Genomic DNA, 22,062 nt, shown 5'->3' on the forward strand with positions numbered 1-22,062 from the left:
CCAAGGTTAGCGCCAATCGCCCGCGGCACCGCGCGAGCCGCCCCTGACTTTCGGCACAGATGACGGCAACCGGTCCCCACGCTCGGTTATGCTGATTTTTTTTGTCTGGGGAAGCACCATGCCTCGCCTGTTGTTCGCCGCCCTCGCCGCCTTGCTGGCGCTGCCCGCCGCGGCGGCCACGCCGACTGCCGGCGCATCCACCCCGCTGGACCTGGAAACCATCATGGCCGACGCCGATTGGATGGGACAGCCGGTGGAGAATCCCTACTGGAGCGTGGACGGCCGCAGTCTCTATTACGAACTGAAGCGCGAGGGCAGCTCGGTGCGCGACCTGTACCGCGTCGACCCGGCCAGCGGCAGCAGCGTGAAGCTCGATCCGGCGGCGATGGCCGGCGCCGACGGCCCGGCGGTGTTCGATCGTGCGCACCGGCACGCGGCCTTTGTCCTGCACGATGACATCTTCCTGGTCGACCTGGCCAGCGGCCAGCGCCGCCAGGTCACCCTGACCACGCAGCGCGAGTCCGCGCCGCAGTTTTCCGCCGACGGCCGCGCGCTGCAGTACCGCGCCGGCAACGACTGGTACAGCTACGACCTGGCGAAGGGCGTCAGCGCGCCGGTGGCCGAGCTGAAGTTCGCCGACGACCCGCAGGCGAAGCAGCCCGACGACCTCGGCCAGCTGCAGCTGGACCTGTTCAAGACGCTGCGCGCGATCAAGGCCGACAAGGAAGCGGTGCGCGAGCACACGCAGGCGCTGGAGGCGGCCGATGCCGGCCGGGCGCCGCGGCCGTTCTGGCTGGGCGGCAAGATCAAGGCGGTCAACAGCACGCTGTCGCCGAACGGCCGCTGGCTGCTGCTGGTGACCGAGCCAAGGCAGTACAAGGACGGCAAGGCGCCGGTGGTCAACCATTACGTCACCGACAGCGGCTACACCGAGGCGGAAGACGCGCGCACCTACGTCGGCCGCGCCGACCCGGCACCGCAGTCGCTGCTGCTGCTGGACCTGGCGCAGCACAAGAGCTACCCGCTGACGACCGATGCGCTGCCCGGCATCAAGACCGATCCGCTCGCGGCGCTGCGCAAGCAGACGGTGGCCGCGCTGGAGAAGGCCGGCAAGGCCGACCAGGCCAAGGCGCTGAAGGCGCCCGAGGTACGGCCGGTCACGGTGAACTTGCGCGGCCTGGCGTGGAGCGAGGATGGCGCGAACCTGGCGGTGCAACTGCGCGCGATCGACAACAAGGACCGCTGGATCGCCAGCGTCGATTTCACGCAGCACGTGCTGACAAGCCAGCATCGGCTGACCGACCCGGCGTGGATCAACTGGAGCTTCAACGATTTCGGCTGGCTCAAGGACGGCCGCACGCTGTGGTACCTGAGCGAGCAGGGCGGCTATTCGCGGCTGTATGCCAAGCCGCTCGACGGCAAGGCGCGAGCGCTCACCGGCGCCGGCAAGTTCGAGGTCAGCGCGCCGCAGCTGAGCGAGGACGGCCAGTGGTTCTACGTGCTGGCCAACAAGGTGGCACCGTACAGCTATGACGTCTATCGCGTGCCTTCCGCCGGCGGTGAGCTGAGCCGGCTGACGCAGTACCAGGGCGTCGACGGCTTCGAGCTGTCGCCCGACGGCCGGCAGCTCGCCGTGCTGCATGGCTCGCCGTACCGGTTCGACCAGCTCGCGGTGGTGGACGCCGCCGGCGGCACCGCGAAGGAACTCACCCACACCATGAAGAGCGCCTACATGGCGCACCCGTGGATCGCGCCGAAGATCGTCGAGGTGCCCTCCGCGCACGGCGCCGGGGTGGTGTATGCCAAGTACTACGGCCCGGCCGACGAGGTCGCCGCGCCGGCCTCGCGCCCGGCGGTGATCTTCATCCACGGCGCCGGCTACCTGCAGGACGTGACGCTGCAGGCCACGCCGTATTTCCGCGAGCAGATGTTCAACAACCTGCTGGTGCAGCAGGGCTACGTGGTGCTGGACATGGACTACCGCGGCTCGGCCGGCTACGGCCGCGACTGGCGCACCGCTATCTACCGCAACATGGGCCACCCGGAACTGGAGGACCTGCTCGACGGCAAGGCGTGGCTGGTCAAGCACCACGGCGTCGACCCGCAGCGCGTGGGTCTCTACGGCGGCAGCTACGGCGGCTTCATGACCGAGATGGCGCTGCTGCGTGCGCCGGGCGAATTCGCCGCCGGCGCGGCGCAGCGCCCGGTCACCGACTGGACCAGCTACAACCACGAGTACACCTCCAACATCCTCAACGACCCGCAGCTCGACCCGGAGGCGTACAAGACCAGCTCGCCGATCGAGTACGCCGCCAACCTGCGCGACCCGCTGCTGATGCAGCACGGCCTGATCGACAACAACGTGATGGCCAGCGACACGATCCGGCTGTACCAGCGCTTCATCGAGCTGCACAAGAAGAACTTCTGGATGTCGCTGTACCCGATGGAACGCCACGGCTTCGTCCACGCCGATTCCTGGTACGACGAATACCGCCGCATCGACGAGCTGTTCGACACCTACGTGAAGCCGGTGCGCGAGCGCGCGCACTGAGGCACTGAACGTCACCGCCCGCCGGAACGGCGGGCGGTGGGCACGGGGCACCGTGTCGCGGCGGGCTACAATGCGCGGCCTCCCTGCCTGTCCGGTACCACCCGATGCCTCGCCTCCGCCTCGCCGAACCGCTCGTGATGCTGGCGACGGTGGTGCAGTGGCTGGTGCTGTCGATCGTCACCGGGGCGGTGATCGGGGTGGGCTGCAGCCTGTTCCTGCGCGCGCTGTTCGCCACCTCCGGGCACACCTACGCGATCTCGTGGTGGGCGCAGGCCGGCCTGCTGCTGGCCGGCGGCCTGGCCAACGGCCTGCTGCTGCATTACGGCTATCGCCTGCGGCGCAGCAACTTCGACGATTCGCCGATCGTGGCGGTCAACGAGCAGCGCGGCAAGATGCCGTTCCGCACCTTGTGGATCAAGCCGGTGGCAGCGCTGATCACGCTGGGCTGCGGCGGCTCGGCCGGCAAGGAAGGGCCGTGCTCGCACATCGGCGCCAGCCTCGCCGCCGGCATCGGCCGGGTGCTGCACCTGAACCCGGAGCTGCGCAAGCGACTGCTGGCCTGCGGCGTGAGCGCCGGTTTCGCCAGCGTGTTCGGCACCCCGATCGCCGGGGCGATCTACGGCGTGGAGATGCTGGCGATCGGCCGCATCCGCCACGACTTCCTGTTTCCCGGCATCGTCGCCGGGGTCACCGCGTTCGAGGTCAGCAAGGCGCTCGGCGTGCCGTATCCGGTCTACCGCATCGCCTTCGTCGGCGATTTCACCGAGCTGCTGTTCCTCAAGACGGTGCTGATCGGCATCCTCTGCGGCGCGGCGGCGTGGGTGTTCGTCGAACTGTTGCAGACCATCCGCCGCGCGTTCGTCACCCTGCGCGAGCGCTACGCGCTGTGGCCGCCGCTGTTGCCGATGGCCGGCGCGGTGGTGCTGGCGCTGCTGCTTCTGGTGCTGCCGACGGATTACCTCGGGCTGAGCCTGCCGCTGATGGAGCGCGCATTGGACGGGCAGTCGATGCCGACCCTGGGTTTCCTGTGGAAGGCGCTGCTGGTGGCGATCACGCTGGGCTCGGGCTTCTACGGCGGCATCGTGACGCCGCAGTTCGTGATCGGCGCCGTGCTGGGCGGCGCGTTCGCCCCGATGCTGGGGCTGGCGCCCGCGCTCGGCGCGGCAGTGGGACTGGTGGCGGTGGTGGCCTCGGCCTCCAATGCGCCGATCGCGGCGATCCTGATGGGCGTGGAACTGTTCGGCTCCGATTCGACCCTGTACGTGGCCGGCGCCTGCGTCGCGGCGTATCTGATCATCGGCCATCGCAGCGTGTATCCGGCGCAGCAGATCGCCTTCAGCAAGTCGTCGTGGATCTTCGCCCGCGCCGACCTGCCGGTGGGCCAGGAAAAGGTGCGCCTGTCGTACGGCCTGCTGCGCTGGTGGACCAGGCGGCGACGCCAGCTGGGGCGACGCGACGACGAGCGCCTGCCCTGAGCGTGGCGCACTCGGCCAGCGGGCATAGAATCGGGGTTCCCCTCGCGCTTCGAGCACCGCCATGTCCCGCCGCAGCCTGAACCTGGACGACACGCTGTATCGCTACCTGCTCGACCACTCGCTGCGCGAGCATCCGCAGCAGGTGGCGCTGCGCGAGGCGACGCAGGAACATCCGCGCGCGCAGATGCAGATTTCGCCGGAGCAGGGGCAGTTCATGGCCTTGCTGGTGAAACTGATCGGTGCGCGGCGCTGCATCGAGGTCGGCGTGTTCACCGGTTACAGCGCGCTGTCGGTGGCGCTGGCGCTGCCCGAAAACGGCCACCTGCTGGCTTGCGACATCAGCGCGGAGTTCACCGCGGTCGGCCAGCCGTTCTGGGCCCGCGCCGGCGTGGCGCACAAGATCGAGCTGCGCCTGGCGCCCGCGCGCGAGACGCTGGACGCGCGCCTGGCCGCCGGCGAAGCCGGGAGTTACGACTTCGCCTTCATCGACGCGGACAAGAGCGGCTACGACGATTACTACGAGCGCTGCCTGCGCCTGCTGCGCCCCGGCGGCCTGCTGGCGATCGACAACGTGCTGTGGGGCGGCGCGGTGGCGCAACCCGCGCACGACGCCGACACCCTTGCGCTGCAGGCATTGAACGACAAGCTGCACCACGACGAGCGCATCGACTTGTCGATGCTGCCGCTGGGCGACGGTCTCAGCCTGGCGCGCAAGCGCTGATCGCGACGCGCTTTTTGCACCAGCTTCACCCGTGCGCGGGCACACTCGCCGCGATGCGGCTCTCGCCCGGCACCCGTTCCACCGCCGTCCGACCGCCGACCCCGACTCTCACCGGAGACACTCCCACGATGGCGACACCCCGCTCGGATGCATTGGTTTTCTTCGGCGCCACCGGCGACCTGGCCTACAAGAAGGTCTTCCCGGCGCTGCTGGCGATGACGCGCGACGGCGATCTGGAGGTGCCGGTGATCGGCGTGGCGCTGTCCGGCTGGACGGTGAAGCAGCTGCGCCAGCGTGCGCTCGACAGCGTGCGGCAGGCGGCGAAGGAGCACGGCGAGAAGTTCGACAAGGCGGTGTTCGACAAGCTTGCGGCACGGCTGCAGTACGTCGACGGCGACTACGCCGACCCGGCCACCTTCGCCCGGCTGAAACAGGCGCTGGGCAAGGCGAAGCGGCCACTGCATTACCTGGCGATCCCGCCCAGCCTGTTTGGCACGGTGGTCAAGGGGCTGCAGCAGGCCGGCTGCGCCGACGACGCGCGGGTGGTGGTGGAGAAGCCGTTCGGCCACGATCTCGCTTCCGCGCGCGCGCTCAACCGCACGCTGCGCTCGGTGTTTCCGGACGAGGCGATCTTCCGCATCGATCACTTCCTGGGCAAGGAAGCGATCATGAACATCCTGTATTTCCGCTTCGCCAACTCGTTCCTCGAACCGATCTGGAATCGCGACCACATCGCCAGCGTGGAGATCACGCTGGCCGAGCAGTTCGGGGTGAAGGGGCGCGGCGCGTTCTACGACGGCGCCGGCTGCCTGCGCGACGTGATCCAGAATCACCTGATGCAGATCGTGGCGCTGCTGGCGATGGAGCCGCCTGCCTACCAGGGCTTCGAGGCGGTGCATGCGGAGAAGGCCAAGGTGTTCCAGGCGATGCGTCCGCTCGCGCCCGACGACCTGGTGCGCGGCCAGTACCGCGGCTATCGCAAGGAGCCGGGCGTGGCCAAGGGTTCGGACGTGGAGACCTACTGCGCGTTGCGGCTGTACATCGACTCCTGGCGCTGGGGTGGCGTGCCCTGGTACCTGCGTTCGGGCAAGTGCCTGCCCGAGACGGTGGCCGAGATCATGGTGATGCTGAAGCCGCCGCCGCAGCAATTGTTCGACGACGCGGTGACCCGCCCCGGCCGCGCCAACTACCTGCGCCTGCGCGTGTCGCCGACCACCGCGATGGCGCTGGCGGCGCGGGTCAAGCGTGCCGGCAAGGAGTTTGTCGGCGACCAGCGCGAGCTGTTCCTGATGGACGAGCAGGCCGGCGAGGAGCTGCCCTACGAGCGCCTGCTCGGCGACGCGATGGCCGGCGACGGCGCCTTGTTCACGCGCGAGGATGCGGTCGAGGCGGCGTGGCAAGTGGTCGATCCGGTGCTGACGAACCACCACCCGGCGATCCCCTATCGCCCCGGCAGCTGGGGCCCGAAGGAGGCCGACGCGCTGATCGCCGCCGACGGCGGCTGGCACAACCCGGTGCTCGACGAGCACGCGGAGCGCACGTCATGAGCGAGGCCGCGGCGCTGGTGTTCCTGCTCGACGTGGACAACACCCTGCTCGACAACGACCGCTTCGGCGCCGACCTCGGCGACACCCTGGCCGCGGCCTTCGGCAACGACCAGCGCGATCGCTACTGGTCGCTCTACCGGCAGCGCCGCGACGAGTGCGGCTATGCCGATTATCTCGAAACGCTGCAGCGCTTCCGCAGCGGCCTGGACAACGAGCCGGCGCTGCTGCAGATGTCGAAGTACCTGCTGGAGTATCCGTTCGAGCAACGGCTGTACCCGCACGCGCTGGAGACCATCGCGCACCTGCGCACGCTGGCACCCACGGCGATCCTTTCCGACGGCGACGTGGTGTTCCAGCCGCGCAAGATCCAGCGTGCCGGGATCTGGGCGGCGGTGCGCGGCGAGGTGCTGATCTACATCCACAAGCAGCGCATGCTGGTGGCCGTGCAGCAGCGCTACCCGGCCGCCCACTACGTGATGGTGGAGGACAAGCCGCAGCTGCTGGCCGACATGAAGCGGCAGCTGGGCGAGCGGATCACCACCGTGTTCGTGCGCCAGGGCCACTATGCCGCCGAAGGTGAACACGAGCGCATCGAGCCGCCGCCGGACCAGACCATCGCGTGCATCGGCGAGTTGCGCGGGCGTAAGCTTGAAGACTTCCTGCCGAGCGCGCCCACCATCGCGCTCGCGGCCGAGTGAACGCGGCGACGGCAGGGCGATCGACACATCGAAGCGATTCCGGAGCAAGCATGAAAGCGACCCGACAACTGCACGACCTCGGCCAGAGCCTGTGGCTGGACAACATCACCCGCACCCTGCTCGACGACGGCACCCTGGCGCGCTACATCAACGAGGATTCGATCACCGGGCTGACCTCCAACCCGAGCATCTTCGACAAGGCGATCGGCGACGGCGACGCCTATGACGCCGGCATCCACGCCAAGACCCTGGCCGGACTCGCCGGCGAGAAGCTGTTCATCGAGCTGGCGCTGGAGGACCTGCGCCGCGCCGCCGACCTGTTCGCGCCGGTGTACCAGCGCACCGCCGGGGTGGACGGCTGGGTGTCGATGGAGGTCTCGCCGCTGCTGGCCGCCGACACCGCCGGCTCGGTCGCCGCGGCGCGGCAGATCCACGCCGCCGGCAAGCGCGACAACCTGTTCGTGAAGATCCCCGGCACGCCCGAGGGCGTGGGCGCGATCGAGGAGTCGATCTTCCTCGGCATCCCGATCAACGTGACCTTGCTGTTCTCCTGCGCGCAGTACGAAGCCTCGGCGCAGGCCTACCTGCGCGGCATCGAGCGGCGCATCGAGGCGGGACTCGATCCGCGCGTGCGCTCGGTGGCCTCGCTGTTCGTCAGCCGCTGGGACGTGGCCGCCAACGAGCAGCTGCCCGAGGCGCTGCACAACCAGCTCGGCATCGCGGTGGCGCGGCAGGCCTATCGCGCCTACCGCCGGTTGCTGGCCTCCGACCGCTGGATGAAGCTCGCCGCCGCCGGGGCGCAGCCGCAGCGCCTGCTGTGGGCCAGCACCGGCACCAAGGACCCGAAGGCCTCCGACACGCTGTACGTCAGCACGCTGGCCGCACCCAACACGATCAACACGATGCCGGAGAAGACCCTGCACGCGTTTGCCGAGCACGGCCAGCTCGACGGCGTGATGCCGCTGGACGGCGGCGACGCCGACGCGGTGGTGCAGAAGGTCGGCGCGGCCGGCGTGGACGTCGATGCGCTGGCGGACAAGCTGCAGCGCGACGGCGCCGAGGCCTTCGTCAAATCTTGGAACCAGCTGCTGCAGCGGATCGCCGACAAGGCCGCGGCACTGGGCGACAAGGGCCAGGGACCGGCGATGCCATGAACCAGCCGCTGCCGACCACACTGCCGGCCTGGCAGGCGCTGCAGCAGCACGCCGCCGTCATCGGCCGCAAACATCTGCGCGACCTGTTCGCGGGCGATCCGCGGCGCGGCGAGACGTTCGCGCTGGCGGACGTCGACCTGTACCTGGACTACTCCAAGCAGCGCGTCGACGCCGACACGCTGCGCCTGCTGCGCGAACTGGCGCTGGCCTGCCACCTGCCGGAGCGTACCGCGGCGATGTTCCGCGGCGAGCGGATCAATCGCACCGAGGACCGCGCCGTGCTGCACGTGGCACTGCGCGCGCCGCGCGGCGAGCGCATCGAGGTGGACGGCCGCGACGTGGTCGCCGACGTGCACGCGGTGCTCGATCGCATGGCGGCCTTCGCCGACCGCGTGCGCGGCGGCGAATGGCGCGGGCACAGCGGCAAGCCGATCCGCAACGTGATCAGCATCGGCATCGGCGGCTCGGACCTCGGCCCGGTGATGGCGTACGAGGCGCTGCGCGACTATAGCCGGCGCGACATGACGTTCCGCTTCGTCTCCAATGTCGACGGCACCGATTTCGTCGAGGCCACGCGCGACCTGGACGCCGCCGAGACATTGTTCATCGTCTGCTCCAAGACCTTCACCACGCTGGAGACGCTGACCAACGCGCACGCGGCGCGACAGTGGTGCATCACGGCTCTGGGCAACGAGCAGGCGGTGGCGAAACACTTCGTGGCGGTGTCCACCAACGCCGCCGAGGTGGCGAAGTTCGGCATCGACACCGCGCAGATGTTCGGCTTCTGGGACTGGGTCGGCGGGCGCTACTCGATGGATTCGGCAATCGGCCTGTCCACCATGCTGGCGGTCGGGCCGGAACATTTCCGCGAGATGCTGGCCGGCTTCCACGCCATGGACGAGCATTTCCGCCACGCGCCGTACGAGCGCAACCTGCCGGTGCTGATGGGCCTGCTGGCGATCTGGAACAACAACTTCCTGGATGCCGCCACGGTCGCGGTGCTGCCGTACGAGCAGTACCTCAAGCGCTTCCCGGCCTACCTGCAGCAGCTCACCATGGAGAGCAACGGCAAGCGCGTCACCCTCGACGGCACGGCCGTGGACTACGCCACCGGACCGATCTACTGGGGCGAGCCGGGCACCAACGGGCAGCACTCGTTCTACCAGCTGATCCACCAGGGCACGCGCCTGGTGCCGTGCGACTTCATCGGCTTCGCGCAGCCGCTCAACCCGCTGGGCAACCAGCACGACCTGCTGATGGCGAACCTGATCGCCCAGGGCGAGGCGCTGGCGTTCGGCAAGACCACCGGGGAAGTGCGCGCCGCCGGCACCGATGCGGCACTGGCACCGCATCGCACCTTCCCCGGCAACCGGCCCAGCAGCACGATCCTCGCCCGGCGCCTGACCCCGCGCGTGCTGGGCAGCCTGATCGCGCTTTACGAGCACAGCGTGTTCGTGCAGGGCGTGATCTGGAACATCGACTCGTTCGACCAGTGGGGCGTGGAACTGGGCAAGCAACTGGCCAAGACCACCATCGCCGAGCTGACCGCGGCCGACGAGCCGAAGCTCGCCCACGACAGCTCCACCAACACCCTGATCCGCCGCTACCGCCAACTGCGCGACGGTCACACCTGACGCTTTCCTTTGTAGGGGCGCACTTGTGCGCGACGCCTTTCGTGACGTGACGAAGAGCATCGCGCACAAGTGCGCTCCTACAGGCACGGCATTCCCATCGCACGAACTCCGAGCATCCATGAGCCAGACAATCAGCCCGCTCGCCGGCAAGCCGGCGCCGAAATCCATCCTGGTCGACGTGCCGAAACTGCTCGCCGCCTATGCCGATACCCGGCCCGACCCGTCGGTGCCCTCGCAGCGCGTGGCGTTCGGCACGTCCGGCCATCGCGGCAGCTCGCTGCAGGGCAGCTTCAACGAGTGGCACATCCTGGCGATCACCCAGGCGATCTGCGAGTACCGTGCGGGCAAGGACATCGACGGCCCGCTGTTCATCGGCTTCGATACCCATGCGCTGTCGCAGCCGGCGTTCGAGAGCGCGCTGGAAGTGCTGGCCGCGCACGGCGTCACCACGATGGTTTCCAGCGGCGGCGAGTTCACGCCCACGCCCGCGATCTCGCACGCGATCCTGGTGTACAACCGCGGGCGCAGCAACGGCCTGGCCGACGGCATCGTCATCACGCCCTCGCACAACCCGCCAGACAACGGTGGCTTCAAATACAACCCGACCAACGGCGGCCCGGCTGACACCGACATCACCCGGTGGGTGGAGAACCGGGCCAATGCGCTGATCGAGGGCGGCCTGAAAGAGGTCAGGCGCATGCCGTTCGCGCAGGCGCGCAAGGCCGCCGGCACGCGCGAGCACGACTACCTCGACGCCTACGTGGCCGACCTCGCCAACATCGTCGACTTCGACCTCATCCGCAGCGCCGGCGTGCACATGGGCGTCGATCCGCTGGGCGGCGCCGGCGTGCACTACTGGGCACCGATCGCCGAGCGCTACCGGCTCGACCTCACCGTGGTCAGCGAAACGGTCGATCCGCAGTTCGCCTTCATGAGCGTGGACTGGGACGGCAAGATCCGCATGGATCCATCGTCGAAGTACGCGATGCAGCGGCTGATCGGCCTGAAGGACCAGTACGACGTTGCGTTCGCCTGCGATACCGACCACGACCGCCACGGCGTGGTGACGAGCTCCGGCGGCCTGATGGAGCCGAACCACTACCTGTCGGTGCTGGTCGACTACCTGTTCCGCCACCGCCCGCAGTGGAGCGGGGATGCGGCGGTCGGCAAGACCGTGGTCAGCACCGCGCTGATCGACCGCGTGGTGAAGCGGCTGGGGCGCAAGTTGTACGAGGTGCCGGTCGGCTTCAAGTGGTTCTCCCAGGGCCTGTTCGACGGCTCGCTCGGCTTCGGCTGCGAGGAAAGCGCCGGTGCCTCGCTGCTGCGCCGCGACGGTTCGGTGTGGGCCACCGACAAGGACGGCCTGGTGCCCTCGCTGCTCGCCGCCGAGATCACCGCGCGCGAGGGCCGCGACCCGGGCGAGCTGTACCGCCAGCTCACCGACGAACTCGGCCGACCCTTCAGCAACCGCGTCGAAGCCGCCGCCACCCCGGCGCAGAAGGCGAAGCTGGCCAAGCTCTCGCCCGACCAGTTGCACACTGATCGATTGGCCGGCGAGAAGATCGAGCAGGTGCTGGACAAGGCGCCCGGCAACGGCGCGGCGATCGGCGGCATCAAGGCAGTGGCCGCCAGCGGCTGGTTCGCCGCGCGCCCGTCGGGCACCGAGGCGATCTACAAGATCTACGCCGAGAGTTTCAAGGACGAGCGGCACCTGCAAGCCCTGCTCGACGAGGCCCAGAAGATCGTCGACACCGCCATCGCGTAGGGCGGGCACCGCCCGCCAGCCGTCGGCGGGAGCCGACGGCGCATCGCGTCCATTCCATCGGAGAAATCATCATGTCCCACGACCTCGACCAGCAATGCATCAACACGCTCCGCTTCCTGTCGGTGGACATGGTGCAGAAGGCCAACAGCGGCCATCCCGGCCTGCCGCTGGACGCCGCGCCGATGGCCTACGTGCTGTGGACGAAGCACATGAAGTTCCATCCGGCCGATCCGCACTGGCCGGACCGCGACCGCTTCGTGCTCTCCGCCGGCCACGGCTCGGCCCTGCTCTACAGCCTGCTGCACGTGACCGGCTACGACCTGTCGCTGGATGACATCAAGCAGTTCCGCCAGTGGGGCAGCAAGGCGCCGGGCCATCCCGAGTACGGCCACACGCCGGGCGTGGAGGTCACCACCGGGCCGCTCGGCCAGGGCCTGGCCAATGCGGTCGGCATGGCGATCGGCGAGGCGCAGCTGGCGGCCACCTACAACCGGGACGGCCACACCGTGATCGACCATCGCACCTGGGCCATCGTCAGCGACGGCGACCTGATGGAAGGCGTCGCTTCCGAAGCAGCTTCGCTGGCCGGCCATCTCAAGCTCGGCAAGCTGGTGTGCCTGTACGACGACAACTACGTCACCCTGGCCGCCGGCACCGACATCACCTTCTCCGAGGATCGCGCCAGGCGCTTCGAGGCGTACGGCTGGCAGACCATCAAGGTGGACGACGGCAACGACGTCGCCGCCATCGACCAGGCCTTGAACGATGCGGTGGCGGACACCGCGCGGCCGACCCTGATCCTGGTGCGCACCCACATCGGCTACGGCTCGCCCAAGCAGGACAGCTACAAGGCACACGGCTCGCCGCTGGGCGTGGACGACGTCAAGGCGACCAAGGAGAACCTGGGTTGGCCGACGGCACCGGACTTCCTGGTGCCCGAGCCCGCGCTCAGACATTTCCACGAAGCCGGCCAGCGCGGCGCGCAGGCGCAGTCCGAATGGAACAGCCGTCTGGACGGCTATGCCAAGGCCTTTCCCGAGCTGGCCGCGGAATTGCGCGGGCGCCTGCGCGGCGAACTGCCGGAAAACTGGGATGCCGATACCCCGAGTTTCGACGCCGACCCCAAGGGCCTGGCCACGCGCGAGGCCGGCGGCAAGGTGATGAACGCGATCGCGCCGCATCTGCCGGCATTGTTCGGCGGCTCGGCCGACCTCGACTCCTCTACCTTCACCAACTTGAAGGGCTTCGGCGACTTCAATCCCGCGGCCACCAAGGGCCTCGACACGCAGGGTTCGGACAGCGCCGGCTGGAGCAACGCCGGCCGCAACCTGCACTTCGGCGTACGCGAGCATGCGATGGGCGCGATCGTCAACGGCCTGGCCGTGCACGGCGGCTTCATCCCGTACGGCTCGACCTTCCTGATCTTCTCCGACTACATGCGCCCGGCGATCCGGCTGGCCGCGCTGATGGGCGTGCACGCGATCCACGTGTTCACCCACGACAGCATCGCGCTGGGCGAAGACGGCCCCACCCACCAGCCGATCGAGCAACTGGCCAGCCTGCGCGCGATACCCAACCTCGTGCTGATCCGCCCCGCCGATGCCAACGAGACCGCGGTGGCGTGGAAGGTGGCGCTGGCCACCACCGGCAAGCCGGTGCTGTTCGCGCTGTCGCGGCAGAAACTGCCCACGCTCGACCGCAGCCGCTGCGCCAGCGCCGACGGCCTGCGCCAGGGTGCCTACGTGCTGCGCGATGCGAAGGACGGCCAGAAGCCGGCGTTGATCCTGATCGCCAGCGGTTCGGAGGTCGACCTGATCGTGCAGGCCGCCGAGCAGCTCGAAGGCCGAGGTATAGCCGTTCGCTGCGTGTCGATGCCCAGCTGGGAACTGTTCGAGGCGCAGTCGCAGGCCTACCGCGATGAAGTGCTGCCGCCTGACGTCACCGCCCGGCTGGCGGTGGAACTGGGCGTGGCCCAGGGCTGGCAACGCTACACCGGCGCCCACGGCGACATGCTCGGCATCGACCGCTTCGGTGCCTCCGCCCCGGCCGAGGTGCTGCTGCGCGAATACGGCTTTACCGTGGAAAACGTGGTGCAGCGGGCGAAGGCCCTGCTGCAGCGCTGACCGTCACACGGAGCCCTGCCGACGCGAAGGCTTGCGCGATCGCGTCGGCCGGCCTGGTTCCGATGCGTGCCGGTCAAGCGGATCAGAGCAGCGGAATGTCCTTCGGATCGCTCGCCACGCCAAGCTTCTTGCGGTAGTCGCCCCAGACGCCCATTTCGGGCGTGCGCTGGATGCCATGGTCGCGCAGCCAGTGCTGGCACTTGCGCTGCCATGCCACGCCGTCGGGCCGCACCGGCGCGTAGTAGATGTCCTCGACCATTGGCATGCGGCCGTAATTGGGCGTGCCGGGGTCAGCCTTGATCTTGCGGGTCGGGTCGGCGCCGTGTTGTAGCAACCAGTAGGCCTGCTCGAAATCGGCGTATTTGGTGTACCAGTTGAGCACGGTGTTGTAGCCGTCGGTGGTGTAAAGCGGCTGGTTGATGTTGGCACCGCGCTCGATCAACAGCTGCACGTTGGGCCAGACGTGATGCAGCGTGGCGACGTAGGTGAGCTGCTCGTCGTTGGAGCTCATCGTGTTCGGATCGCCGCCACGGTCGAGCAGCAGTTTGAGATAGCGCTGGTCGGGCAACCCGGCGGCGAAGACCAGGGCGTTGTCTTCTCCCGCCTTGCCGCGCTCGCGCAGCGGCATCATCTTGCGCGCATTGGGGTTGGCGCCGTTGTCCAGCAGCAGGCGCAGGCCGTCGAAGTTCTGGTTGATGATCGGCCAGGCGACCATCGGCATGTTGGCCTGGTCGAAGATCGTGTCCGGGTTGACGCCCTCGTCCTTGATCAGGTGGCGGATGGCGGCGGCATCCTTGCGATCCACTGCTTGCGCCAGTTCCAGTGCCTGGCCCTGGAAGTGGTCGGTGGCGCGGAACGGTTGCCTGGCCGGTGGTGGCGGGATCGAGCAGGCCACCAGGCCGCCGAGGATGAGCAGCCAGGCCACAGCCGCCGCGCGCAGATGTCGATGCCGACGTTCCATGTCGTGTCGCTTCCTTGGGGTTACAGCAGCGGGATGTCTTCCGGTTTGTACGGATCGCCCAGCCCCTCGCGATACCTTGCCCAACGCCCCATTTCGTTCGTGCGGGGAATGCCATGGGTGCGCAACCAGTGCTGACACTTGCGCTGCCATTCGATGACGTCAGGCTTGATGACGTCCGCGTAGTAGATGTCCTCGACCATCGGCATGCGGCCGTAGTTGGGCGTGCCGGGATCGGCTCTCATTCTGCGGGTGGGATCGGCGCCATGTTGCAGCAACCAATAGGCCTGCTCGAAGTCACCAAACTCGGTGTACCAGCTGAGCACGGTGTCTGCGCCATCGGTGGAGTAAAGCGGCTGGTCGATGTTGGCGCCGCGCTCGATCAGCAGCTGCACGTTGGGCCAGACGTGATGCAGCGTGGCGACGTAGGTGAGTTGCTCGTCGTTGGAGCTCATCGTGTTCGGATCGCCGCCACGGTCGAGCAGCAGTTTGAGATAGCGCTGATCGGGCAGGCCGGCGGCGAAGACCAGGGCATTGTCCTCGCCCGCCTTGCCGCGCTCGCGCAGCGGCATCATCTTGCGCGCATTGGGGTTGGCGCCGTTGTCCAGCAGCAGGCGCAGGCCGTCGAAGTTCTGGTTGATGATCGGCCAGGCGACCATCGGCATGTTGGCCTGGTCGAAGATCGTGTCCGGGTTGACGCCCTCGTCCTTGATCAGGTGGCGGATGGCGGCGGCATCCTTGCGATCCACTGCCTGCGCCAGCTCCAGCGCCTTGCCCTGGAAATGGTCGGTGGCGCGAAACGGTTGCCTGGCCGGCGGTGGCGGGATCGAGCAGGCCACCAGGACGAGGCTGCCGAGAGCCAGCCATCCGATCAGGGTTGCCGCACGCAGATGTCGATGCCAACGTTCCATGTCGTGTCGCTTCCCTGGGGTTACAGCAGCGGGATGTCTTCGGGCTTGTATGGATGGCCAAGCCCCTGCCGATATCGCGCCCAGCGACCCATCTCGTTCGTGCGTGGGATGCCGTGATCGCGCAACCAGTGCTGACACTTGCGCTGCCATTCGATGACGTCAGGCTTGATGACGTCCGCGTAGTAGATGTCCTCGACCATCGGCATGCGGCCGTAGTTGGGCGTGCCGGGATCGGCTTTCATCTGCCGGGTGGGATCGGCGCCATGTTGCAGCAACCAATAGGCCTGCTCGAAGTCGCCGTACTGCGTGTACCAGCTCAACGGAGCGTCGTAGTCGTCGAGGCTGTACAGCGGCTGGTTGATGTTGGCGCCGCGCTCGATCAACAGCTGCACATTGGGCCAGACGTGATGCAGCGTGGCGACGTAGGTGAGCTGCTCGTTGTTGGAGCTCATCGTGTTCGGATCGCCGCCACGATCAAGCAGCAGCTTGAGATAGCGCTGGTCGGGCAGGCCTGCAGCGAAGACCATGGCGTTGTTGCGCTGCTTGCCATACTTGCGCAGCGGTTCGACCTTGCGCGCATTGGGGTTGGCGCCGTTGTCCAGCAGCAGGCGCAGGCCGTCGAAGTTCTGGTTGATGATCGGCCAGGCGACCATCGGCATGTTGGCCTGGTCGAAGATCGTGTCCGGGTTGACGCCCTCGTCCTTGATCAGGTGGCGGATGGCGGCGGCATCCTTGCTATCCACTGCCTGGGCCAGTTCCAGCGCCTTGCCCTGGAAGTAATCCGTGGCGCGGAACGGTTGCCTGGCCGGCGGTGGCGGGATCGAGCAAGCCCCCAGAACCAGACCACCGAACAAGACCAGCAACAGCAACCGAGCGAAACATCCCTGAATTCGCATGTGGCATACCCGTAGTGAGTTGCCGAAAAGCTTACCCGATTGACGCGTCCGCGGACCATGTCCATAGTGCGAACCTCGTGCAGTCAGACGGATCTGTGCGGCTCATCATGGAATCAGGGAGAACGATCATGCCGACCATGCCCGGTGACCCGGTATTGCCCGAGCAGTCGCCGCATACGCTGCAGGAGAAGATCGAGCAGGTGCGGCAGCGGCAGGCGCTGCTGGCGCAATGGCGCGCCACCGGCAGTCCCGAGTTGATGAAACAGGCCGAAGTCCTGGAAGGGCGATACCACACCCGTGATGTGGGTGAGCTGGCCGGCGACGTTTACCCTTCCGCGGCGCATGAACCGGCTTCGCCGGGTTTGGGATGGATCCGCGTCAGCGAACATCCCGAACTGCTGAAACAGTACTTCGGCGTGGATTGGACGGCGGAGCAGATTCACGAGTACCTGCAGCCCGACGAATCCGATTTCCGTGCGGAGATCTATTTGCCTGATCCTCGGGTCTACGGACCAGACGTCAAACCCGTTGTCGTAATCAAGGGCTCGAACGGACTCGTCGCAGTGTCGGACGGCAAGGGCGGCATCATCTTGCGCGATTCCGCTTTGGAAGACTGGATCGAAAACGGCCGTCAAGGCGTCGGGCTGGAGAGCGACCACGTCGACCGGGCGATGGCTCTCGCAAGGAAGCTTCAAGATGGCTTTCGAGGGCAATTTGAGTTGGCAGGTCACTCCAAAGGAGGCGCGGGTGCCAGCGCTGCCGCCGAGGTGACCGGCGTGCCGGCATACACGTTCAACAGTGCCGGGCTGCATCCCAACACCGCGCACCGTTACGTGGAGCAGCACGGTGGGACGCTCTACGGGGCCTCGTCCATCCACAGCTACTACGTCCACGGCGAAATGCTCCACGACGCCCAGAGCGGCGTCCACGACATGGACGCGGTGACACGGGCGCAGTTGGGACTGGCCGCGCGGCAGCTGGGCGAATTGGGACAGCTGGACGGCATGCAGGACCTGCTTCGCGCGCGGCTAGCGCAGGCGTTGCCGTACGACCGCAAGATGCAGGACGACGCGATGGAGCTGGTGGCCTATCTCAGCTCCCATTCCGGCGCGAAGATCCTGGCCGGCGTGCCGCTCGCCGCCGGCGCCCACCCGATCGAACTGCCGCCGAAGATGCGCGATGCGCAGGGCCAGCTGGTGGATCGCCCGGCGCAGCCGTCGCTCGGCGAGCTCGGCGCCGATGCCGGCCCGTTGATGAACGTGGTGTCCGGCGCGCTTGCCGGCGGCGCGGGCGGCAAGCGCGTTGGCGATGCCATCGCTGCCGGCGGTCGCGGCATCGAGCACAGCGCGCAGCGCACCGGCGACCACGTGCAGCGCGGCATGCAGGTTTTCGGCTACGTGCTGAACGAGGGCGTGCAGGGTCACGGCCGGCTGGTGGCGGGTGCCATGCATTACGGTGCCGCCGCGGTCGCCGACCTGCGCGTGGTGCACGGCGAGGTCCGCGCCTCGGTCGAGCGCGGGCTGGGCACGCTGGCGCAACTGAGCGCGGACCTGGACGGTGCCGTGCTTCGTGCGGGCAGCCATGTTCCCGGCTTGCAGGGTCTGCGCCAGGTCGCCGACAACGAGGCGCGCCTCGCCGCCGCCCGCGCCGGGCATCATCAGGCGCAGGCCGACCGCGAATGGCACGAGGCGCAGCGCGATGCCGGCGCGATACGCCGGTTCGCCGACGTGGGCGCGGATCGCGTCCGGCACGCATCGAGCGTCGCCGGGCAGACGCTGGAACGTGAGGCGCGGCAAGGCGGCGCGCGCATCGGTGACGGTTATCGCGCCTACGGCGCATCGGTGCGCCGCGCCACCGAACATGCTCCCGAAGCCGGCGCCGCCGTCGGTGCCGTCGCTGGCGCCGGCGCGGTCGCCGCCGGCGAGCTGCTGACCCATCCGGCTGGAACCGTGCGGCAGAGCAGCCACGTCGCGCAGCATGGCGAGGCCACTGTGGCCGAAGCGGTCAACCGCCACAGCATGAAAGACACGGTGTTGCCCAGCCTGGATGCAGACATCCGTCGCCAGGAACACGCGGGCATGGCATTGCTCCACACGCTGCAGCGCCCCGCGACCTCCGCGCGCATGCCGGCGACGGTCGGACAGGACCCGAGCGCCTTTGTGCAAGGCATGCTGGATTCCGCGCAATCCGGCAACTGGGATGCCTTTCGCCAGGGCACGAGGACGCTGGCGAGTCTGCCGGCGGGGCAGGCGCTGCACGCCGAGGCCATGCTTGCCGTGGATCGCCAGCAGCAGGCGGCCGCGTGGCAGGCACTGTCACCCCAGCAGGCGGAGCCGCAAGCCGCCGCGCTGACGATGATGCGCTGAAGCGGCCGTCGGCATACAGGGAAGCCAAGCCATGAACGAGACCGAATGCATGACCCTGGTCAGCCAGGCCGCGCAGTTGATGGAGCAGTTCGAGCGACGATGCGACCACCTCGGCGGGCGCCTGCAGGGGCTGATGCAGGACATGCAGGCGCTGGCCACGCAACTGCCCCGCGTCGTGGAGCAGGCCGCCGATGCCTCCATGCAGGCGCTGCCGGCGCGGGTAGCCCACGAGACGCGCGAAGGGCTGGGGCAGGCCGTGCAGTACTACCGGCAGCACCTGCAGGCATCGGGCGAGGAGGTGTCCGGCAGCGCCCACGCGCTGGCCGAGCGGATCGAGCGCCTGGAGCGACTGCACCGGCATCTGCTGTGGAAGACCTTCGGCGCGGTGGCGCTGTGCCTGGCCCTGCTGCTCGCCGGCGGCGCGTGGCTGTCGCTGCACTATCGCAAGGTCATCGAGCAGAACCAGCTTTCCGCGCAGTTGCTGAAGGCATACAACGATGCCGATGTGAATCTGTGCGATGGGCAGTTGTGCGCCCGCGTGGACCTCAAGGCGCCGCGTTTCGGCGAACGCCGGCAATACCTGCCGGTGCTGCCGCGCTGAGCCCGGCGCGACGCGTCAGCGCCGTTCCCGCAATTCATTCGCCTCGCGCGCCAGCAGCTCGATGCCGGCCCAGTCGCCTGCCGCCAGTTTGTCGGCGGGGGTGAGCCAGGAGCCGCCCACGCACAGCACGTTGGGCAAGGCCAGGAAATCCGTGGCGTTGGCGAGGCTGATGCCGCCGGTGGGGCAGAAGCGAATCTGCGGCAGCGGGCCGGCCCAGGCGCCGAGCAGCTTGTGGCCACCGGCGGGCACGGCGGGGAAGAACTTCAGGTGGCGGTAGCCGCGCTCGAGCAGGCTCATCGCCTCGCTGGCGGTGGCTGCGCCGGGCAGCAGCGGCAGCGTGCTGTCGTCGGCCGCATCGAGCAGGCGCGGCGAGATGCCGGGCGACACCGCGAAGCGGGCGCCGGCCGCTTGCGCCGCGCGCAGGTCGCCAGCGCCGAGCACGGTGCCGACCCCCACCGTGGCGCCTTCGACCTCCGCGGCGATCGCGCGGATCGCGTCCAGCGCCACGCTCGTGCGCAAGGTCACCTCGATCGCCGGCGCACCGCCGGCAACCAGCGCACGCGCCATCGGCACCGCGTCCCTCAGCGCATGGATCACCACCACCGGAATCACCGGCGCCAGGCGCATAGTGGCTTCGATCTGTTCCTGCTTCTGCTCGATGAGGCTGGTCATGACATGGCTCGGTGGGTTGATGATCGGCATTTTCGGCGCTGGGCGAGTGGAGAAGGCTGCGGACGCCTTGCGCGGTGTAGGGCGGGCACTGCCCGCCGCTGCCGTTTGGCCGCGAAGTCGGGAGAAAAAGGCCGGCGGGCAATGCCCGCCCTACATCGCCTATAGCACCCCCGCGCCGAAATCGGCGCTGGTGGCGGCCTGCCGGAACAGGCCGAACAGCTCACGGCCCATGCCGGTGTGGTCGTGCGACAGGTCGGCGAGGTGCGGCAGGCGGGCGTCCAGTTCGTCCGTCTCGACAAGGACGTCCAGACGTCCATTTGCAGCGTCGAGCCGGATCATGTCGCCATCGCGGATCTTCGCGATGTTGCCACCGGCGACCGCCTCGGGCGTCACGTGAATCGCCGCCGGCACGCGGCCGGAAGCCCCGGACATGCGCCCGTCGGTGAGCAGGGCGATGCGGTGGCCGCGGTCCTGCAGCACCGCCAGCGTGGGGGTGAGCTTGTGCAGCTCGGGCATGCCGTTGGCGCGCGGACCCTGGAAGCGCACCACCGCCACGAAATCGCGGTTGAGCTCGCCGCGCTGGTAGGCGCCGGCGACCTCGTCCTGGTCGTTGAACACGATCGCCGGCGCCTCGATCAGCAGGCGATCCTCCGGCACCGAGGAGACCTTGATCACGGCGCGGCCGAGGTTGCCGTCGAGCAGGCGCAAGCCGCCGTCGGGGCGGAACGGCTCGTCCACGCCGCGCAGCACGCCACGGTTGCCGCTCTGCTTCGGCACGGGTTTCCAGCGCAGCGTGCCGCTGTCGTCCAGATACGGTACCTGCGCGTAGCCCTCCAGGCCGGTGCCGAAGATGGTCTTGACGTCGCCGTGCAGCAGGCCGGCGCCGAGCAGCTGGTCGATCAGGAAGGCCATGCCGCCGGCGTCGTGGAACTGGTTCACGTCGGCGTAGCCGTTCGGATAGACGCGCGCCAGCAGCGGGATCACCCCGGACAGCGCGTCGAAATCGTCCCAGCGCAACTGGATGCCCGCGGCCTGCGCCATCGCCACCAGGTGCAGCAGGTGGTTGGTCGAGCCGCCGGTAGCGTGCAGCCCGATCACGCCGTTGATGATGGCGCGCTCGTCGAGATGGTGGCCGAGCGGCAGGTAATGTCCGCCCAGCGCGCTGTTGGCGGCGACGCGGCGCACCACCTCGGCGGTGAGCGCGTCGCGCAGCGGCGTGTCCGGCGCGGTGAAGCTGGCGCCGGGCAGGTGCAGGCCCATGATCTCCATCAGCATCTGGTTGGAGTTGGCGGTGCCGTAGAAGGTGCAGGTGCCGGCGGTGTGGTATGACGCGGCCTCCGCCTCGAGCAATTCGGCCTTGCTCGCCTTGCCGTCGGCGAACGCCTGGCGCACTTTCGACTTCTGTTCGTTGGGGATGCCGCTGGGCATCGGGCCGCTGGGCACGAAGGCCGCGGGAAGATGACCGAAGCTGAGCGCGGCGATCAGCAGGCCCGGCACGATCTTGTCGCAGATGCCGAGGAACAGCGCGCCGTCGAACATGTCGTGCGACAGCGCCACCGCGGTGGCCAGCGCGATCACGTCGCGCGAGAACAGCGACAGCTGCATGCCAGCGCGGCCTTGCGTGATGCCGTCGCACATCGCCGGCACGCCGCCGGCGACCTGCGCGGTGAAGCCGGCGTCGCGCGCGATCTGCCGGATCAGCGCGGGATAGCGCTCGTACGGCTGGTGCGCCGAGAGCATGTCGTTGTAGGCGGTGACGATGGCCAGGTTGGCGCGGTGGCCGTTGCGCAGCGCGTCCTTGTCTTCGCTGCCGCACGCGGCGAACCCGTGCGCAAGGTTGCCGCAGGACAGGTGCCCGCGCCGCGGCCCGCTGCGATCCACCGCGTCGATCCGCGCGAGATACGCCGCGCGCGTCTCGCGGCTGCGTTCGCGCAGGCGTTCGGTGACTTCGGCGACGACGGGATGCAGCGTGGTCATGATTCAAATCCAG

At 68.5% G+C, this 22,062-nt stretch carries 16 protein-coding genes; 11 read left to right on the forward strand and 5 right to left on the reverse strand.

What is annotated here, in order from left to right:
* The first annotated feature begins 118 nt into the window (after window positions 1-118).
* The 9 genes from ACVCMI_RS02105 to tkt all read left to right on the forward strand — a co-directional run bounded on the left by ACVCMI_RS02105 (window position 119) and on the right by tkt (window position 13,668).
* Entirely contained in the window at window positions 119-2,551 is a 2,433-nt protein-coding gene (locus tag ACVCMI_RS02105; protein ID WP_447097622.1) for a prolyl oligopeptidase family serine peptidase, read from the forward strand.
* Between the two features lie 104 nt (window positions 2,552-2,655).
* Window positions 2,656-4,026, forward strand: coding sequence for a chloride channel protein (locus ACVCMI_RS02110; RefSeq protein ID WP_395120854.1), 1,371 nt, complete (start codon window positions 2,656-2,658; stop codon window positions 4,024-4,026).
* Window positions 4,027-4,087: 61 nt separating this feature from the next.
* Complete coding sequence (locus tag ACVCMI_RS02115) at window positions 4,088-4,747, forward strand: class I SAM-dependent methyltransferase (RefSeq protein WP_395120855.1); 660 nt, start codon at window positions 4,088-4,090, stop codon at window positions 4,745-4,747.
* Window positions 4,748-4,875: 128 nt separating this feature from the next.
* Window positions 4,876-6,294 carry a glucose-6-phosphate dehydrogenase gene (gene zwf / locus ACVCMI_RS02120; RefSeq protein WP_447097621.1) on the forward strand — a complete coding sequence of 473 codons (1,419 nt, stop codon included), beginning with the start codon at window positions 4,876-4,878 and terminating at the stop codon, window positions 6,292-6,294.
* A complete protein-coding gene (locus tag ACVCMI_RS02125) occupies window positions 6,291-6,992 on the forward strand; it encodes an HAD family hydrolase (protein WP_395120857.1) in 702 nt (233 codons plus the stop codon). The genes zwf and ACVCMI_RS02125 overlap by 4 nt, the downstream gene beginning before the upstream one ends.
* Before the next feature lie 50 nt (window positions 6,993-7,042).
* Window positions 7,043-8,146, forward strand: a complete 1,104-nt coding sequence (gene tal, locus ACVCMI_RS02130; protein WP_395120858.1) for a transaldolase — start codon at window positions 7,043-7,045, stop codon at window positions 8,144-8,146.
* Window positions 8,143-9,780 carry a glucose-6-phosphate isomerase gene (gene pgi, locus ACVCMI_RS02135; RefSeq protein ID WP_447097620.1) on the forward strand — a complete coding sequence of 546 codons (1,638 nt, stop codon included), beginning with the start codon at window positions 8,143-8,145 and terminating at the stop codon, window positions 9,778-9,780. The genes tal and pgi overlap by 4 nt, the downstream gene beginning before the upstream one ends.
* A gap of 118 nt (window positions 9,781-9,898) precedes the next feature.
* The gene (pgm, locus tag ACVCMI_RS02140) at window positions 9,899-11,545 is read left to right on the forward strand and encodes a phosphoglucomutase (alpha-D-glucose-1,6-bisphosphate-dependent) (protein WP_447097619.1); all 1,647 of its coding nucleotides are present in this window, start codon (window positions 9,899-9,901) and stop codon (window positions 11,543-11,545) included.
* Between the two features lie 71 nt (window positions 11,546-11,616).
* Complete coding sequence (gene tkt, locus ACVCMI_RS02145) at window positions 11,617-13,668, forward strand: transketolase (protein ID WP_447097618.1); 2,052 nt, start codon at window positions 11,617-11,619, stop codon at window positions 13,666-13,668.
* An 82-nt stretch (window positions 13,669-13,750) separates the two neighbouring features.
* Here the strand turns inward: tkt and ACVCMI_RS02150 are convergent, their stop codons facing one another.
* From ACVCMI_RS02150 to ACVCMI_RS02160, 3 genes are read right to left on the reverse strand one after another with little or no spacing between them, the layout of a single operon-like run.
* Window positions 13,751-14,629: an ankyrin repeat domain-containing protein gene (locus ACVCMI_RS02150; RefSeq protein WP_447097617.1), complete on the reverse strand. Its 879-nt coding sequence runs from the start codon at window positions 14,627-14,629 to the stop codon at window positions 13,751-13,753.
* A 20-nt stretch (window positions 14,630-14,649) separates the two neighbouring features.
* A complete protein-coding gene (locus ACVCMI_RS02155) occupies window positions 14,650-15,537 on the reverse strand; it encodes an ankyrin repeat domain-containing protein (protein WP_447097616.1) in 888 nt (295 codons plus the stop codon).
* Window positions 15,538-15,557: 20 nt separating this feature from the next.
* The gene (locus tag ACVCMI_RS02160; RefSeq protein ID WP_447097615.1) at window positions 15,558-16,406 is read right to left on the reverse strand and encodes an ankyrin repeat domain-containing protein; all 849 of its coding nucleotides are present in this window, start codon (window positions 16,404-16,406) and stop codon (window positions 15,558-15,560) included.
* 41 nt (window positions 16,407-16,447) lie between these two features.
* Between ACVCMI_RS02160 and ACVCMI_RS02165 the strand changes: the two genes are divergently transcribed.
* Complete coding sequence (locus ACVCMI_RS02165; protein ID WP_447097614.1) at window positions 16,448-18,799, forward strand: hypothetical protein; 2,352 nt, start codon at window positions 16,448-16,450, stop codon at window positions 18,797-18,799.
* A 31-nt stretch (window positions 18,800-18,830) separates the two neighbouring features.
* The gene (locus ACVCMI_RS02170) at window positions 18,831-19,400 is read left to right on the forward strand and encodes a relaxation protein (RefSeq protein WP_447097613.1); all 570 of its coding nucleotides are present in this window, start codon (window positions 18,831-18,833) and stop codon (window positions 19,398-19,400) included.
* Between the two features lie 15 nt (window positions 19,401-19,415).
* Here the strand turns inward: ACVCMI_RS02170 and eda are convergent, their stop codons facing one another.
* A complete protein-coding gene (gene eda, locus ACVCMI_RS02175; protein WP_447097612.1) occupies window positions 19,416-20,072 on the reverse strand; it encodes a bifunctional 4-hydroxy-2-oxoglutarate aldolase/2-dehydro-3-deoxy-phosphogluconate aldolase in 657 nt (218 codons plus the stop codon).
* 159 nt (window positions 20,073-20,231) lie between these two features.
* Entirely contained in the window at window positions 20,232-22,049 is a 1,818-nt protein-coding gene (gene edd, locus ACVCMI_RS02180; RefSeq protein ID WP_447097611.1) for a phosphogluconate dehydratase, read from the reverse strand.
* Window positions 22,050-22,062 lie beyond the last annotated feature (13 nt).

Source organism: Rhodanobacter sp. UC4448_H15 (assembly GCF_052978265.1).